This window comes from Rhodococcus sp. 06-462-5, assembly GCF_002258315.1.
Classification (GTDB): Bacteria; Actinomycetota; Actinomycetes; order Mycobacteriales; family Mycobacteriaceae; genus Rhodococcoides.
The window spans coordinates 64,660-81,824 of record NZ_NOYD01000038.1; the positions used below are offsets into that span (position 1 = coordinate 64,660).

12 protein-coding genes are annotated in these 17,165 nt (G+C 67.3%); 7 read left to right on the plus strand and 5 right to left on the minus strand.

Annotated elements, in window-relative coordinates:
- Nucleotides 1-218 precede the first annotated feature (218 nt).
- The 5 genes from CH251_RS17535 (at nt 219) to CH251_RS17555 (ending at nt 6,629) form a co-directional block, all read left to right on the plus strand.
- Nucleotides 219-1,622 carry a NarK/NasA family nitrate transporter gene (locus CH251_RS17535; RefSeq protein WP_094614484.1) on the plus strand — a complete coding sequence of 468 codons (1,404 nt, stop codon included), beginning with the start codon at nt 219-221 and terminating at the stop codon, nt 1,620-1,622.
- A gap of 61 nt (nt 1,623-1,683) precedes the next feature.
- Nucleotides 1,684-4,179 carry a nitrite reductase large subunit NirB gene (gene nirB, locus CH251_RS17540; RefSeq protein WP_094614277.1) on the plus strand — a complete coding sequence of 832 codons (2,496 nt, stop codon included), beginning with the start codon at nt 1,684-1,686 and terminating at the stop codon, nt 4,177-4,179.
- 121 nt (nt 4,180-4,300) lie between these two features.
- Nucleotides 4,301-4,693 (plus strand): nitrite reductase small subunit NirD, encoded by a 393-nt coding sequence (gene nirD, locus CH251_RS17545; RefSeq protein ID WP_032398305.1) that lies wholly within the window; start codon nt 4,301-4,303, stop codon nt 4,691-4,693.
- Entirely contained in the window at nt 4,690-5,901 is a 1,212-nt protein-coding gene (locus tag CH251_RS17550) for a uroporphyrinogen-III synthase (RefSeq protein WP_094614278.1), read from the plus strand. Before nirD ends, CH251_RS17550 begins: the two co-directional genes overlap by 4 nt.
- The gene (locus CH251_RS17555; protein ID WP_094614279.1) at nt 5,901-6,629 is read left to right on the plus strand and encodes a sirohydrochlorin chelatase; all 729 of its coding nucleotides are present in this window, start codon (nt 5,901-5,903) and stop codon (nt 6,627-6,629) included. Before CH251_RS17550 ends, CH251_RS17555 begins: the two co-directional genes overlap by 1 nt.
- Here the strand turns inward: CH251_RS17555 and CH251_RS17560 are convergent.
- Genes CH251_RS17560 through CH251_RS17575 form a run of 4 tightly spaced genes read right to left on the minus strand, consistent with a single transcriptional unit; the run spans nt 6,583 to nt 9,942 of the window.
- Entirely contained in the window at nt 6,583-8,367 is a 1,785-nt protein-coding gene (locus tag CH251_RS17560; RefSeq protein ID WP_094614280.1) for an NTP transferase domain-containing protein, read from the minus strand. The two genes, CH251_RS17555 and CH251_RS17560, sit on opposite strands and share 47 nt — an antisense overlap.
- A 13-nt stretch (nt 8,368-8,380) precedes the next feature.
- Nucleotides 8,381-8,827, minus strand: a complete 447-nt coding sequence (locus CH251_RS17565) for a PaaI family thioesterase (protein ID WP_256979144.1) — start codon at nt 8,825-8,827, stop codon at nt 8,381-8,383.
- Entirely contained in the window at nt 8,824-9,165 is a 342-nt protein-coding gene (locus tag CH251_RS17570) for an MGMT family protein (RefSeq protein ID WP_094614281.1), read from the minus strand. Before CH251_RS17570 ends, CH251_RS17565 begins: the two co-directional genes overlap by 4 nt.
- On the minus strand, nt 9,166-9,942 hold the full coding sequence (locus tag CH251_RS17575) for an alpha/beta hydrolase (protein ID WP_094614486.1): 777 nt from the start codon (nt 9,940-9,942) through the stop codon (nt 9,166-9,168).
- Between the two features lie 100 nt (nt 9,943-10,042).
- On the opposite strand from CH251_RS17575, the gene CH251_RS17580 reads away from it, so the two are divergent.
- Both CH251_RS17580 and CH251_RS17585 read left to right on the plus strand, forming a co-directional pair.
- Nucleotides 10,043-13,360: an ATP-dependent DNA helicase gene (locus CH251_RS17580; RefSeq protein ID WP_094614487.1), complete on the plus strand. Its 3,318-nt coding sequence runs from the start codon at nt 10,043-10,045 to the stop codon at nt 13,358-13,360.
- Complete coding sequence (locus tag CH251_RS17585) at nt 13,357-16,770, plus strand: ATP-dependent helicase (protein WP_094614282.1); 3,414 nt, start codon at nt 13,357-13,359, stop codon at nt 16,768-16,770. The genes CH251_RS17580 and CH251_RS17585 overlap by 4 nt, the downstream gene beginning before the upstream one ends.
- Here CH251_RS17585 and CH251_RS17590 read toward each other — a convergent pair.
- Complete coding sequence (locus CH251_RS17590; protein ID WP_094614488.1) at nt 16,733-17,119, minus strand: hypothetical protein; 387 nt, start codon at nt 17,117-17,119, stop codon at nt 16,733-16,735. The genes CH251_RS17585 and CH251_RS17590 overlap by 38 nt on opposite strands.
- Nucleotides 17,120-17,165 lie beyond the last annotated feature (46 nt).

Sequence of the window (17,165 nt, forward strand, 5' to 3'; positions counted from 1 at the left end):
GACTGTCGACGCTTCATCTCACGACGGTGTGGGTGAGCGCGTGAGACCAAGTTAATCTTCCGAGTCACCGCACGCAGCGCCGCTGCAACATGGCTTTCCTATCTTCGGTTCACACACCGATCAGGAGGCCACACGTGACCAGCCTTTCTCGCAGCGCTTCGGCAGACGCCGGCTCAGCCACCACGGCGACCGTTCCACCCGGAACGGTTCCCGTCTCCGTGAACCATCACATCGCGCACTGGAATTCCGAGGACGTCGAGGCCTGGGAGGCCGGGGGCAAGCAGATCGCCAAGCGCAACCTGATCTGGTCGGTCATCGCCGAGCACGTCGGATTCTCGATCTGGTCGATCTGGTCGGTGATGGTGCTGTTCATGCCGTTGTCGGTCTACGGCATCGACGCGGCGGGCAAGTTCTTCCTCGTGGCCGTCCCCACGCTCGTCGGCGCAATTCTGCGGATTCCGTACACTTTTGCCACGGCCAAGTTCGGCGGGCGGAACTGGACCATCTTCAGTGCGCTGGTGCTCCTGATTCCCACCGTGCTGACGATGTACTTCATGCTCAACCCGGCGTCGTACACCACGTACATCATCGTTGCGGCGTTCGCCGGACTCGGCGGAGGTAACTTCGCATCCTCGATGACGAACATCAACGCGTTCTATCCTCAACGCGAGAAGGGATGGGCGCTCGGCCTGAATGCGGGCGGCGGCAACATCGGTGTACCCGTCATCCAGCTCATCGGCTTGCTCGTCATCGCCACCATCGGCAACACCGCTCCCGAGATCGTCTGCGCCGTCTATCTCGTGTTCATCGCAGTGGCCGCCGTCGGTGCCGCGTTGTACATGGACAACCTCGACAACCAGAAGACCAACGGGCGCTCCATGATCGACGTGTTGAAGTTCTCGGACTCGTGGTGGATCGCCTTCCTGTACATCGGCACGTTCGGATCGTTCATCGGCTTCAGCTTCGCGTTCGGCCAGGTACTGCAGATCAACTTCCTCGCCGGACTCACCGACGGCGGACCCTCGACTCCCGCTCTGCAGGCGCAGGCATCGCTGCAGGCCGCTCAGATCGCCTTCATCGGACCGTTGCTGGGATCGCTGTCGCGTCCGTTCGGCGGCAAGCTCGCCGACAAGATCGGTGGCGGCAAGATCACCCTGTACACGTTCGTGGCCATGACGTTCGCCACCGGAATTCTGGTCGCGGCCAGTACCTGGGACGATTCGACGCCGGGGGCGGCCAGCGGCACGGTGATGGTGCTCTTCGTCGTCGGATTCATCGCACTCTTCCTGCTCTCCGGTATCGGAAACGGATCGGTCTACAAGATGATCCCCGCAATCTTCGCCGCGAAATCGGTTGCGCTGCAGGGCATGACCGTCGACGAGCAGCAGCACTGGTCGCGCAAGATGTCCGGGGCACTCATCGGCATCGCCGGTGCGATCGGCGCTCTCGGCGGAGTGGGAATCAACCTGGTGCTGAGGGCGTCGTACTCGGGCACCGCGAAGTCCGCGACGACGGCGTTCTGGGTGTTCCTCGCCTTCTACGTCGTGTGCGCCCTCGTCACCTGGGCGGTCTACCTGCGCAAGACGAATTCCGCCGATGCCGACGCCCCGGTCGCCGTCTGAGGGTCCATCACCGGATACAACGAAACACACTGCACGGCAACGTAGATCGGAAGGACCCGCAATGAAGAACGCGGTAGTGGTAGGTCACGGGATGGTCGGACACCGATTCGTCGAAGCATTGCGTGCGCGGGACGAGGCGGCCGAGTGGAAGATCACGGTCCTGTGCGAGGAGGCACTGGCGGCGTACGACAGGGTGGGACTGTCGTCCTACGTCGGTGCCTGGGACCACAAGGAACTCGCTCTGGCGGGCAACGACTATCCCGGTGATGCACTCGTCGAGATGCGCACCGGAGTACGGGCCGATCGCATCGACCGCGACCACCGCACAGTCCTGACCTCGGCGGGAGACACGGTCGACTACGACGCTCTCGTCCTCGCCACCGGTTCCTACCCGTTCGTGCCGCCGATCACCGGACACGACCTGCCCGCGTGCTTCGTCTACCGCACCCTCGACGACCTGGACAGGATCCGTGCCCGGGCCGACGCCGCGGGACCGGGAGCCGTCGGCGTGGTTGTCGGCGGTGGCCTCCTCGGCCTCGAAGCGGCGAATGCGCTGAAGAAGATGGGTATGACCCCGCACGTCATCGAGTTCGCTCCACGGTTGATGCCGCTGCAGGTGGACGAGGGCGGCGGCGCGCTGTTGGCTCGCCTCGTCACCGAACTCGGGTTGAACGTGCATGTGGGAGTGGGCACGTCGTCGATCTCCGAGAACGACAGCGCAGGCCTGACGGTCGAACTGAGCGACGGCAGCACCATCGACGCTGCGCTGTTGGTGTTCTCCGCCGGTGTACGTCCGCAGGACCGACTGGCACGCGAGAGCGGTCTCGAGGTCGGTGAGCGCGGCGGCATCATGGTCGACATCGGTTGCAGCACCTCCGATCCTGCCGTCTACGCGATCGGCGAATGTGCCGCAGTGGAGGGTCGCTGCTACGGCCTGGTCGCCCCCGGATATTCGACGGCGGAGGTCGTGGCCGACCGATTGCTCGGCGGCGCAGCGCAATTCCCGGGTGCCGACATGTCCACCAAGCTCAAGCTGATGGGCGTCGACGTCGCGAGTTTCGGCGACGCGATGGCGGCCACACCGGGTGCACTCGAGGTGGTGTTCAGCGACGCGCCCAAGGGCACGTACGCCAAGCTCGTCGTGACCGACGACGCGAAGACCCTCCTCGGCGGCATCCTCGTCGGCGACGCCTCCGCGTACTCGCTGCTGCGGCCGCTCGTCGGACGCGAGTTGCCCGGCGACCCGGGTGCCCTGATCTCACCGGCAGCCGAACAGGTCGGTATCGGTGCGCTGCCCGACGACGCCGAGATCTGCTCGTGCAACGGCGTGAGCAAGGGTGCGATCTGCTCGGCGATCGCCGACGGGGCGTGCGATCTGGCGGCCGTGAAGAGCTGCACCACTGCGGGCACCACCTGCGGCGGATGCCTGCCGTCCATCAAGTCGTTGCTGGCGGCATCCGGGGTGGTGCTGTCGAAGTCGTTGTGCGAGCACTTCGCTCAGTCCAGGGCCGAGCTGTTCGAGATCGTTCGGGCCACGAACACCCGCACCTTCTCGTCGCTGATCGCCAAGTACGGCACGGGAACCGGCTGCGACATCTGCAAGCCCGTCGTGGCATCGATTCTCGCGTCGACGTCCTCGGATCACATTCTCGACGGCGAGCAGGCGTCGCTGCAGGACACCAACGACCACTTCCTGGCCAACATCCAGAAGAACGGCACCTACTCGGTGGTGCCCCGCATGCCAGGAGGCGAGTGCACGCCCGAGCAGCTCATCGTCATCGGTGAGGTCGCTCGCGATTTCGGGCTGTACACCAAGGTGACCGGAGGCCAGCGCATCGACATGTTCGGTGCCCGCGTCGAGCAGCTGCCGGCGATCTGGAAGCGGCTCGTCGACGCCGGCATGGAATCGGGCCAGGCGTACGGGAAGTCACTGCGGACGGTCAAGAGTTGCGTGGGGTCCACCTGGTGCCGCTACGGCGTCCAGGACTCGGTGGGGATGGCGGTCGATCTCGAGAACCGCTACCGCGGTCTGCGGTCGCCGCACAAGATCAAGTTCGGCGTCTCGGGTTGCGCGCGAGAATGCGCCGAGGCCCGCGGCAAGGACGTCGGGATCATTGCGACGGAAGGCGGCTGGAACCTGTACGTGGGCGGTAACGGCGGTCAGTCGCCCAAGCATGCTCAATTGCTCGCCTCGAACCTCGACGATGCCACCCTGGTCAGCTACATCGACCGCTACCTGATGTTCTACGTGCGTACCGCCGACCGGCTGCAGCGCACGGCACCGTGGCTCGAATCGCTCGACGGGGGACTCGATCACCTCAGAGCCGTCGTGTGCGAGGACAGTCTCGGGATCGGCGCGGAGCTGGAGGCCGACATGGAACGCCACGTCGCCGGGTACAAGGACGAGTGGGCCGGCGTGCTCGAAGACGACGAGAAGCTCGGTCGATTCGTCTCCTTCGTCAACGCTCCGGACGAGGCCGACCCCACCATCGCGTTCGACGAGTCCGGGGCGCGCAAGGTACCCGTGCTGATGGGAATGCCACGTATCGGCGCGTGAGCCGACGCGGGAGCTGACAACCGGCAGGTCACGAAACTGAGTGCATGTGCACAGACGAGTAATCGCGACTTAACGGGTCAGAAACACTAGCAACGTGGAATAGCTGATCAGGAGGTGCGCCATGACTGTCATCGATTCATCAACAGTGAAGTCACCAACAGCGGTACCGAACGGCATCGCTCGTGATTGGACCCCGGCCTGCACGCTCGACGCGCTGATTCCGGGGCGCGGAGTGGCGGTGCTCCTGCGAGGCGGCACCCAGGCGGCGCTGTTCCTGCTCGACGACGGACGACTGTTCGCGGTGGGCAACATCGATCCGTACGGGCACGCAGCAGTGATGTCACGCGGACTGGTGGGAGACCGTGGAGGCGAACCCACCGTCGCATCGCCGTTGCTCAAGCAGGTCTTCTCCCTGGCCGACGGGCGCTGCCTCGACGACCCGCAGGTCACCCTCGGATCGTTCGAGGTCTCCTGCGTCGAGGGTGTCGTGCTCGTCCGCGGCGGATCTACGTGAGCGAAATCGCCGGGGCAGCAACGCCTCTGGCCGGGTTCACGGTCGGAATCACAGCGTCGCGTCGAGCCGAGGAGTTCGCGACTCTGCTCGAGCGGCGCGGTGCCACCGTGATGCATGCACCCGCAATCCGCATCATCCCACTGGCCGACGACGCCGAACTCGAACGCGTCACCGCCGCCGTCATCGCCGATCCGCCCGAGATAACCGTGGCCACAACAGGAATCGGATTCCGTGGCTGGATCGAGGCAGCGGACGGGTGGGGGCAGGCAGAAGAACTGGGACGCGCACTGGGCGCGTCCCGCCTGCTGGCTCGCGGACCGAAGGCGAAGGGAGCCATTCGAGCGGCCGATCTGCGCGAGGAATGGTCGCCCGCCTCGGAGTCCTCGGCCGAGGTACTCGAACATCTGCTCGCCGAAGGGGTGGAGGGCAAACGCGTCGCGGTGCAGCTGCACGGTGCGACCACCGAATGGGAGCCCGTCCCCGACTTCTGCGAGGTGTTGCGCTGCGCGGGCGCCGAAGTGGTTCCGGTGCCGGTGTACCGCTGGACTGCACCCGACGACCAGAGCCCGATGGACCGGATGATCGAAGCCGTCGTCGTCGGCGATCTGGACGCCCTCAGCTTCACCTCGGCACCGGCGGTGGCGTCGATGCTGATGCGCGCCGACGAGAACGGCGTGCTCGAACCGCTGCTGCAATCGATGCGATCGAGAGTGCTGCCGGCCTGCGTCGGGCCGGTCACGGCCGCACCCCTCGAACAACTGAATGTGGCCACCACCCAGCCCGCACGGGCGCGTCTGGGGGCACTGGCACGGCACATCGCCGAGGAGCTGCCGAGGCGATCCGGCCGGCTTCATGCGGGTGGGCACGTGGTCAGTGTGCGCGGAAAGTGCGTGGTGGTCGACGGTGAGGTTCGACCGGTGTCCCCGGCAGGCATGGCGCTGATGAAGACATTGGCGCGCAATCCCGGACGCGTCGTCTCCCGCGAGGACCTGTTGGCGTCGCTGCCCGGCGGAGGCGGCGACACCCATGCGGTGGAAACCGCGATGACCAGACTCAGGTCCTCGCTCGGCGCGCCGAAAGCAATCCAGACCGTGGTCAAGCGCGGCTATCGCATCGCACTCGATCACATCGAGACCGAACCGGACTGCGATTCCGACGAGCCCGCCGTGCACGCGCGTGCGGCCGTCGTCGAAGGAGGAAAGTACTGATGACACCGACTCTGGTGTTGGTTGCACACGGCACCCGAAACCCCCGTGGTGTCGAGATGATCGCCGCACTCGCCGATGCCGTGTCGACGCAGATCGGTACCACGCGAGTGGCGTTCGTCGACGTCCTCGGGCCATCCCCGGCCGAGGTGCTGCGCGACACCGCCGAGTCGGCGGTGGTGGTTCCGGCTTTTCTCGCATCGGGCTATCACGTGCACACCGATGTGCCGCGAGAGATCGCAGACAGCGCCCACACCTCGGTTGCCGTCACCCGCGCTCTCGGACCCGACCTCGTGCTGGCCGAGGTCATGCTCGACCGACTGCGCGATGCCGGATGGCAGTCGGGTGACTGCATCGTGCTCGCTGCCGCAGGATCTTCCGACACTCGCGCGTTGGAAGAACACCGGCGCGCCGCGGCGATGTTGGCCGACATCGCACGGGTCCCGGTACGGATCGGGTACGTCGCCACCAGTACCCCCACCGTGTCCGACGCGGTGTCGACCCTACGAGAGGACGGGCACCCCCGTGTGTTCGTGGCGTCGTATCTGTTGGCGCGCGGGCTCTTTCACACTCGTTTGAGTGCCGCCGGTGCCGACGGCGTCGGTGAACCGCTCGGAGTGCATGCCGCGATCGTCGATCTCGTGGTCGCGCGCTACCACGAGGGTGTTCGCGCTCTCGGTGAATCTAGCGGTGCGGCAACGGAAGAATTGTCACCGGCTCGTCGGCGCTGACCTCGGCCGGAATCACTGCCAGTGCATCGCGGCCGACGAGGTGAGCCAGGTGCGCCGTGCGGACCTGGGTGTCTGCTCGCCACCGCGTGCCGTCCGCGGTGACCGGGACGATGCGAGGAGTGGTGGATCGAACCTCGGCGGCATTGGACAACAGGCCGATTCGTGGGGGGCGCACCGTTCGACCGGTCAGGGCATCGACGATGGCGGGCGCGGTGAGCATCGCGGTGCCGACGGCCGCCAGCGGGTTCCCCGGTAGGCCGAGCACCACCGTGCCGTCGGGCAATGCCGCGGTGATCTGAGAACCGCCGGGACGCATCCGCATTCGCCCGACGACCGTCTCGGCATCGAGGCCGGCGAGGGTGGCGCGGAGCTGATCGGCGGCCCCGCCTCCGGTTGCCCCGACGACGATGATCACGTCCACATCTCGGGTTCGGGTCAGCACGTCTCGAAACCCCGTCGCGGTGTCGTCGAGCAACGTCACATCGACGACGGCGATACCGCAGTGGGCCAGGTACTCCGGCAACACCGAGCCGAGAACGTCCCTGGTCTCGCCGGGGGCGAGTGGTCCGGTGGATCGAATCTCGTTGCCGCTGATGACCACTCGTCCGCGGACCGGACCGCGCACCGCCACCTCGAACACCTCTGCGCTGGCGGCGAGCGACCGTACGGCGGCATCGATCGGGGCGCCTGCGGCGACGAGTTCGGTACCGGGCAGCCAGTCCTCGCCGCGTCGACGTGTGTCGTCGGACTGCGGGGCCGTCGGCATGCGCCGAGCCGGACCGTCGGGCTCGCGGGTCATGTGCTCGTCTCGAACCACCGACGTCGCTCCTGGCGGGAGCGCAGCGCCGGTCGCAATACGCACGGCCGTTCCTTCGGTGAGTCGGGCGATGTCGGAGCTTCCGGCGTACGCGATATCGGGCCGCAGCGTCCATGGTTCGGTGCCGCAGACGGCGTAGCCGTCCATCGCGGAGATGTCGACTGCCGGCAACGCGGTCCGGGTCACGAGCGGTTCCGCGAGGACAGTTCCAGCACTGTCCGGCAGAGGAATTCGCCGGATCGGCAGGACGGAGATCCGGTTCCGAATGCGTTCGAGTGCGTCGCTCACCTCGAGTGTCTCCGACGGCCGTACGGCGAGGCGGGCGGCGAGAAGATCGGCGCGGGTGTCGCAGTCCTCGACACCGGACACCGCGATCACCAGATGATCGGGCGGAAGGATCGTGCGCATGGGCGCACCCTCCACCGAATCCAGCTGTGCCAGTGCGGAACGCAGTGCGGATCGTCGCCAGATCCCGAGCAGGAATTGCGTGCGGCCAGCATTGTCGCGGGCGAAGACGGCGTCGGTCTGCGAGTGCGAGATGGAACCGATCAGCGATTCGACCGCCGCGGCATCGAGAAAGGGCAGATCCGACGCGACTACGACAACCAGATCTGCAGTGCCCTCCGAATCTGCACAGTCGTCGAGTGATCGCAGTCCCGCGGCGAGGGCGGCGACGGGCCCACCGCCTGCGGGCGACTCGCGAGTCTGCATCACATGCTCGGGCACTCCGGTACGGGTCGGGCCCACCAGAACCGTTCTGCGACAACTCGATACTGCGTCCACGGCGATGTCGACCATGCGCCGCCCGCCGACGGTCATGGCAGGCTTGTCGACCTCTTCAGGCGTGGTGGAGTGCTCGGGATCTGCCATCCTCGATCCTCGACCGCCGGCGAGAACGATCGCGTCGCAGATCGGCGTCATGGTGCGAGCGCTGTCATGTCGGCAGTGGCACGTTCTGCAGGCGAACCTGCCCACGCGCAATGGTCTTGCCGCTGTCCGAGGCGGTGATCGTGACCAGCCACAGTTGCTGAACGCGGCCCTGCTGCAACGGTTCTGCGACAACGTCGACGCGTCCGCCCTTGCTGGCGCGCAGAAAGTCGGTGCCGTTGTGGACGCCGACCGCGAACTCACCGCGATCCTTGACCGCCTCGCTGGCACCGATGCTGGCGGCGCTCTCGACGGCGGTGGAATAGACACCGCCGTGGACCACGCCCCACGGAGTGAAGTGTTCGTCCGTCAGATCGATGTGCCCCGCAACCCTGGTGCCCGAGACCTCGTCGACGACGAGACCGGCGGAGGCGACGAAGCTGCTCGCCTTCGACAGCGCGTACTTCGCCGTGGGGCGTGGGTCGAACTGCTCGAGTGCGTCCCTGATGTTCATTCTCCGAGATTAGTGGTCGGCGGCGGTGGCGGTGGGAGCGCCCCGAAGTCGAACCGTATCGAGTTCAGTGGCACGCGCCCGTCGTGTATCGGCACGCCTTCGCCGGCCAGGGTCTCGAGCTGTCGCGAGGCCAGGTGCGCGGCGGGCTTTCCGCTCGCGCCGAGAACTCGATGCCAGGGCAGATCGGCAGAGTCGGTGCGCATGATCCATCCGACGATGCGGGGGCTGGACAGATCTGCGGCAGCCGCGATGTCTCCGTAGGTGGCAACGAACCCCCGGGGGATCGACGCGACCAACGCGCGAACTCTCTCGACCTGGGCTTCGGTGATCGGGGCCATCTACAGCAGGGATCGCACCAGTTCGGCGACCTCGACCGGCTTGGCCTGGCCGACCATGTGATCGCAGTCGAGTTCGACGGTACGCAGATTCTCGCCCAGCCGGTCTCGCAGAGCCGAGAGGAATTCCTCTGTGACATAGGGAGGTTGGACGCGCATCGCCCGCACCACGACGGTCGGGATGCTCTCGGCCGGAACGACCAGCGGGCGGGCCAGCTCGCCCCACGTCGCGACGACGGCCGGAATGGACATCCGCCACGCGACTTTCCCGTCGTCGGTCGGCACCAGATGTTCGGTGATCTCGCGGTCGAGGAGTTCGGTCGGCACGTCGGCCCACGCTCCGTGGATCTTCTCCGAGCGCGCTTCGTCGGCGTCGGTGTAATCGGGGAACTTCGCGGTCGCCTCGGCCACTTCGAGCAATTCCTCCGGCGGCAACGCGATCGCGGGATCGAGCAGCACCAGGGCGCGTACCGCTTCGGGGAATTTCTGCGCGAGGTGCACGGCCAGCGCGCCGCCGTACGAGTGCCCGAGAACCACCACCGGTCCATGCGCATGGGCGTCGAGCACGGATTTCAGAGCGGTGACCTGTGCGTCGATGTCCCAGGGCGGTGTGGATGTCGAATGGCCGTGACCGATGAGGTCCGGTGCCAGAATCCTGGCCTCGGGCAGGTGGTTCTCGGCGAGATCCCACCACCGGGCACCGTGGCCGGTCACACCGTGGACGGCAAGGATTTGGGGACCGTCTGCGGGTCCGAACGTATGCAGATTCAACTCGGGCACGTCGACCACTATGCCGCATGCGCGATCGCGTCTCCGGTTCGACGGGTGTCGACGACTGCCGTGGCCCGGTCTGTCGGTAGCTCGTGATTGCATCTGTGTCATGAGCTCGGACGGCAGACACGGCGCGACGGTCACTCTCGTCCGTGCACCCAAGGAGGCTCGCCCGGCACGGGAGTGGACCGGCTCGGCAGCTCGGCTGCTGTGCTCGACACCCGACGCGGCAGCCGAGGCCGCGAAAGGCGCGCCGCGATGGAATCCATGGCAGATCCTGGGTGGCCCCGGCGCGGGTAAGACCTCGCTCGTCGCGGACTACGCCGTCTCGCGCATCGTCACCGGTGATCCGGAGTCGGTTCTGGTGCTCACGCAGTCCAAACGAGCGGCAACCGCGGTCCGCGAGGTCATCACCTCGGGTCTGTTCAGCGGCGATCACGCCCTGCGGGCGACGCGTGAACCGTTGGTGCGCACGGTGCACTCCTATGCCTTCGCGGTGCTGCGGCTGCAGGCCTCGCTGTACGGCAATCCGCCACCCCGATTGCTGACCGGAGCCGAGCAGGACGCCGTGGTGCGCGAGATGCTGCGCGGCGATCTTGAGGACGGGGCAGGCGACTGGCCGGAGCGACTGCGTCCGGCCCTCGGCACCGCGGGATTCGTCACCGCGGTGCGAGACATGATGCTCAGGTCCGCCGAACGCGGGATCGGTCCGGAAGATCTCGTCAAACTCGGTCGCAAGCACGGCAGACCCGAGTGGGTTGCCGTCGGGAGGTTCGCGGCCGGATACGAGCAGGCCATGTTGTTGCGAGGTGCCGTCGGAGTGGAAGCGGCCGGGGCCACTGCACCCGGTCTGGACGCCGCCGAGTTGATCGGTGCCGCGCTCATGGCGTTCGCCACCGATCCCGAACTCCTGCGCAGCGAACGCGCCCGCATCCGGCACCTCGTCGTCGACGACGCCCAGCACCTCGATCCGCAAGCGGCACAGCTGGTTCGGCTGATCGGCACCGACACCGAATCCACCGTCGTCGCCGGAGACCCCGATCAAGCCGTGTTCACCTTCCGTGGTGCCGACCCCACCTTCGTGGCCGACCTGGTCGAGGCGGATTCGCCGCGTCGCGTGCTGCTCACACGCAATCACCGCTCCGTGCCCGAGGTCGCCGAGCTGACCGACATCGTGGCGAGAAGATTGCCGGGCCTCGGTCGGCACCGCTGCCCCGAACCGGTGGGCAGCGCCCGATTCGGAGCGCCAGCAGCGCGGGTGCACGTCGTGTCCTCGCCTGCGAAGGAGGCGGCGATCATCGCCGACGCCATGCGTCGAGCCCACCTGATCGATGGCATGCCGTGGTCCGAGATGGCGATCGTGGTGCGGTCCGTGCCGCGTACCCTCGCACCGTTGCGCCGGGCTCTGCACGGCGCAGGGGTTCCGATGATCACCCCGACCTCGGAGCTGCCGCTGCACCGCCAGCACGGGGCCGTGGGTCTCCTGCTGGTACTGCGGGCGATCTCCGACCCGAGCTTCGACGGTGAAGACGCACTCGCGTTGCTCTCCGGGCCGATCGGCGGAGCCGACCCGGTGGGTCTGCGCCGATTGCGCCGGGGCGTGCGCAGGCTCGAGCTCGCATCGGGCGGCGAGCGCGACTCGGCCGAGTTGCTCAGAGTCGTACTCACCGACGACGCTCGGGGGAGTGCCGGGTGGACGAACGGACTCTCGGACGTGGAGTCCGCCCCGTTGCGCAGAGCCCTCGGTGTCATCCGGAAGGCACGGGCGCTCGCCCGCACGGGCCGCGGTGTCGAGGACGTGTTGTGGGCGGCGTGGCAGGCTTCGGGACTCGAGCGGCGTTGGGCCGCCGCGTCCGCCTGGGGTGGTTCGGCCGGTGCCCAGGCCGACCGCGACCTGGATGCGGTGGTGGCACTGTTCGACGCGGCGGCAGCATACGTCGACAGGTTGCCCCGGGCACAGATCGGTGGATTCCTCGATTACATTGCGCAGCAAGAGATTCCCACTCTGAACACACACCGACCCACGGTCCGGGCCGACGCGGTGACGCTGCTGAGCGCGCATTCTGCCGCGGGTCGGGAATGGGAGCTCGTCGCGGTTGCCGGGGTGCAGGAAGGGCTGTGGCCGAGTCTGCGGTCACGCGGCAGTCTCCTGGGCACCGACACCCTGGTCGACCTCTCGTCCGGCAAGGTCGATGCCGCCGCGGCGCTCGACGGGCGACTGTCGAAGTCGGCACCGTTGCTGGCCGAGGAGCGCACCCTGTTTCTGGTGGCGTGCAGTCGCGCTCGATCGACCTTGCTCGTCACCGCCGTCGATTCCAGTACCGGAGACGCCGATCTGGTCCGGTCGCGATTCGTGGACGAACTACGCGGCGTCGACGGCGGAGAGGAGTCGGATCTCGCACCCGAGCTCCCCGGGCCGGAGGCTGCACACCGAGTGTTGGCGCTGCCGATGCTGGTGGCCGAACTGCGGAGTGTGGTGTGCGATCCGGTTGTCGCCGAACAGGATCCGGACAAGCGAGCCCGAGCGGCCCGGCATCTGGCCACTCTCGCCCACGCCGGTGTCCGCGGCGCACATCCCGACGAGTGGTTCGGGGTGGCAGGGCCCAGTACCGACGCGCCGCTGTGGCAGCTCGGCGACGGTCCGGTGCCGCTGTCGCCGTCCACGGTGGAACAACTCACCACCTGTCCGCTGCGGTGGATGCTCGAACGTCACGGCGGCAACGACGGCACCAACACCCATGCGGTCACCGGCACGCTCGTGCACACTCTCGTCCAGGCAGTGGCCGGTCGGATACCACCGGAGCAACTCCGTCGCGCTCTCGAAACAGCATGGGATGCAGTGGATCTCGGATCGCAGTGGTACTCACGGCACGAGCTCGATCGAACCGGAGCGATGCTCGAGACCTTCGAGACCTGGCTGCAGGGCAGTCGAGGCGAGCTCACCGAGGCCGGAGTCGAAGTGCGCGTCGACGGCATACTCGACGCCCGGTCCGAGGACGAACCGGCGGTGGCGTTGCGCGGCCGCATCGACCGACTCGAGCACGACCCGGACGGACGGCCGGTAATCATCGACGTCAAGACGGCCAAGACCGTGATGTCCAAGGAGGATGCCCAGGGCCACCACCAGCTGGCCACCTACCAGGTCGCCGCAGCAGCCGGTGCCATCGAGGGCGAGCCTGCGGGCGAGCCCGGCGGAGCGCGGCTGGTGTTCGTGGCCAAGCCTCACAACAAGGACGGGGCGACGCAGCGTGTCCAGGACGTGCCGACACCGGAAAAACTCGAGGAGTGGCGAGACACCGTGCACCAGGCCGCATCGGCAACGCAGGGACCCATGTTCGAGGCGCGGATCAACGACGGTTGCAGGCACTGCCCGGTCAAGTCCAGTTGCCCGGCACACGAGACGGGTAGGCAGGTGACCGAGCAATGACGACTGCGACGAAGGCACGGACCGGTTCGGTGCGGGTGTCGCCGGTCGAGCTCGCCCGTGCGCTCGGGCAGAAGCATCCACCGACCGACGAACAGGCTGCCGTGATCGCCGCCCCGCCCGGCCCGACGCTCGTCGTCGCGGGAGCAGGTGCGGGCAAGACCGAGACCATGGCGGCCCGCGTGGTGTGGATGGTGGCCAACGGTTTCGTCGACCCCGACCAGGTTCTGGGTCTGACCTTCACTCGAAAAGCCGCACAGCAGTTGACCTCTCGGATCAGAGCTCGGCTGGCTCGGCTGGCCGGATCCGATCTGGTGCGCGCACTCGATCCGAGTCTTGCGCTGCGCGAGCGAATTCTCGGTGCCGAGCCGGAAGTGAGCACCTACCACTCCTATGCCGGCCGTTTGCTCACCGAGCACGGCTTGCTGTTGCCGATCGAACCGTCCGCGACACTGCTCTCGGAAACCGAACTGTGGCAGCTGGCCCACCGTGTCGTCAGTACCTGGGACGGCGACCTGGACACCGACCGCAACCCCACGTCGGTGACCGAGGCCGTACTCGCGCTGTCCGGTCAACTGGCCGAGCATCTGGTAGATGCAGAGGATCTGCGCCACGCGCACGTGGAACTGGAGAAGCTGGTGCACACGCTCGGGCCGGGGCCGCGACAACGCGGCGGCCCCACCAAGGAGCTGCTGAACATCCTCGACGCACAGCATCAACGAATCGGGTTGCTGCCGTTGGTGGAACGGCTGGCGCAGACCCTGCGGCGCGAGGGCGCACTGGACTTCGGCTCGCAGATGTCGATGGCCGCGCGGGTCGCCGCCGAGCATGCCGAGGTCGGAATCGCCGAACGGCAACGATTCCGGCTGGTGTTGCTCGACGAATACCAGGACACCGGGCATGCCCAACGCGTCCTGCTGTCGTCCCTGTTCGGTTCCGGCAACGACCCACACTTGGCCCTGACCGCCGTCGGCGACCCGATGCAGTCGATCTACGGATGGCGCGGCGCATCGGCAGCCAATCTGCCTCGGTTCGCCACCGATTTTCCGAAGGCCGACGGAAGTCCGGCACCTCGGCTCGAATTGCTCACCAGCTGGCGAAACCCGCCCGAGGCATTGACGCTGGCCAACCTGATCACCGACCCATTGCGCCGCGTCGGTGTGCCGGTGCCGACTCTGCGGGCCCGCCCTGGTGCGATTCCCGGCGATGTTCGACTGGCCGTCACCGATACCGTTCCGGACGAACGCGAGTGGATCGCGGATCGAATTGCGGGGGAGTACCGAGCTGCCCTCGAGCAGGATCGCACGCCGCCCACTGCCGCGGTTCTGGTGCGCCGCAACGCCGACGCCGAGCCGATCGCGGAGGTACTGCGCAGCCGCGGATTACCGGTGGAGGTCGTCGGGCTCGGTGGATTGCTGCACGTTCCCGAGGTGGCCGACGTCATCGCGATGCTGCGGCTGGTCGCCGACCCCACTGCCGGTAGCTCGGCGATGCGCATCCTCACCGGTTCCCGGTGGCAGATCGGGCCGACGGATCTGCGGGCACTCTCGCAGCGCGCCCGAGAACTCGAGATCCGCGGCGGGTACGGCACCGCGGGTCGCGTCGACGACCCGGAGGCACTCGAGGCGGCGCTCGGTAGCGTCCTGCCCGGCGAGCAGTCGGAGCAGGCCGGTCTTGCCGACGCGATAGCCGATCCCGGTCCGGCCGAGCGGTACTCGGAGGTGGGGCAACGCCGGATCGTCGCCCTGGCGGGCGAGCTGCACCTGCTGCGCGACCGAATCGGTCAACCGCTGACGGAGTTGGTCGGCGACATCGAGCGGATCATGGGTATCGGTGTCGAAGCTCAGGCTCGTACGCCGATCAGCACCGACGGCGCGGTCGGTCGTGAACATCTCGACGAATTTGCCCATGTGGTGGCCGATTACGCTGACAATCCGACCGCAACGGTCACCGGGTTCCTGTCGTTCCTCGCCGCCGCGGAGACGGTCGAGGACGGCCTCGCCCCCGGTGAGGTCGACGTTGCCCCTCATCGCGTTCAGGTGCTCACAGTCCATTCCGCGAAAGGCCTCGAATGGGAGGTGGTGGCGGTGCCGCACGTGGCGAAGGGTGTGTTCCCGTCCTCGAACGCATCCTCGACCTGGCTCGGGGCGATGGCCGAGCTGCCGCCGTCGTTGCGCGGTGACCGCGCGCTCGACGGCGAAGGCTCGGAAGGGGTTCCGGTCCTCGAACTCGAGGGGCTCCACAATCGCAAGGAACTGGAGGATGCCGTCAAGCGTCACAAGGATGCGCTGGCGAGGCGTCGACTCGCCGAGGACCGCCGACTGTTCTACGTGGCACTCACCCGAACCGAACGGGTGCTGCTGGTATCCGCGCATCACTGGGACGAGACCTCCACGAAGCCGCGTGGGCCGTCGGAATTCCTCGACGAGTTGCACACTCACATCGAGGAATTCGCCGACATCGCGGTGATCGAGCAGTGGGCCCCGGCCCCGGAGGACGAGACGTCGAACCCACTCGGGGCCGTGCCGCACACCGCGTCCTGGCCGCGTGATCCACTCGGTCCCCGACGAGGAGCGATCGAGAGCGGAGCGCAGGAAGTGCTGCGCGCGCTGGCAGACATCTCGGCCACACCGAGCGAAGACGACGGCACCGATGACCGAATTCAGGAGGACCCCGAGAACTGGGCTGCGGACGTCCACACTCTGCTGGCCGAGCGGGCCGCAAGATCGGTTGCAGGAGTCGACGTCGCTCTTCCCGGCAACCTGTCGGTGACGCAGCTGGTCGACCTCGCGGCGGACCCCGATGCCTTGGCCTCACGCCTGCGGAGGCCTCTTCCGTTTCCGCCGAATCCGTTGGCGCGCAGAGGAACTGCCTTTCACGCCTGGATCGAACGGAGGTTCGGTGCGACCCGACTGCTCGACCTCGACGAACTACCGGGCTCGGCCGACACCGGGGCCTCGGCCGACGTGGACCTCGAAACCCTCCAGCAGGCGTTTCTCGAATCGGAGTGGTCGCTTCGTAGCCCCGTCGAAGTGGAAGTGCCGTTCGAGACGTCCGTGGCGGGAACGGTGCTGCGAGGACGCATCGACGCGGTGTTCGCGGACCCGGACGGCGGCTGGACCGTCGTCGACTGGAAGACGGGCGCAGAGCCGACGGCGTCGGAGCAGCGGGCGGTAGCGATGCAGCTCGCGGCCTACCGATTGGCGTGGGCCGAGCTGATGTCGATCGGGCGCGCCGAACCGGTACCGCTCGACCGAGTACGCGCAGCGTTCCACTACGTACGCAGCGGTCTCACCATTTCGCCCGAGAACCTCCCGGACGCAACAGAATTGGCCCAGCTGCTGGAAGGACCGGCCGGGCCCGAGCAACCGGGGGCTACGGTGCGTTCCGACGAGCCTTCAGAGCCTCGGTGACCAGGGGAATCTGCAGCGGCAGTCGGGCGATCATCGCTGCTTTGAGAGCCGGCGAGGTCTTCGGGCTCTGTACGTACTTGTATGCCAGGTTGATGTTGGCGGGGAAGACCACGACGAACAGGGCAGCCGCGAGTGCACCGCCCAGTCGACGGGTCTGCGGTGCGGCAAGCGTTGCGGCCACGGCAAGTTCGGCGACTCCCGAGACCTGCGTGTAGGTCCGCGCCGAGCCGGGCAGGGCCGTAGGTACCTGTGCATCGAAGAACTTCGGCGTGGCGAAGTGCAGAACTCCGGCTCCGGCGAGCAGTCCTGCGAGGCGCATTGCGGCTGCCTGACTCGATCTCTGTGTCATGCCCATACCGTGCCACACCCGGCGTCGTCGGCACAGAAGCCTGGCA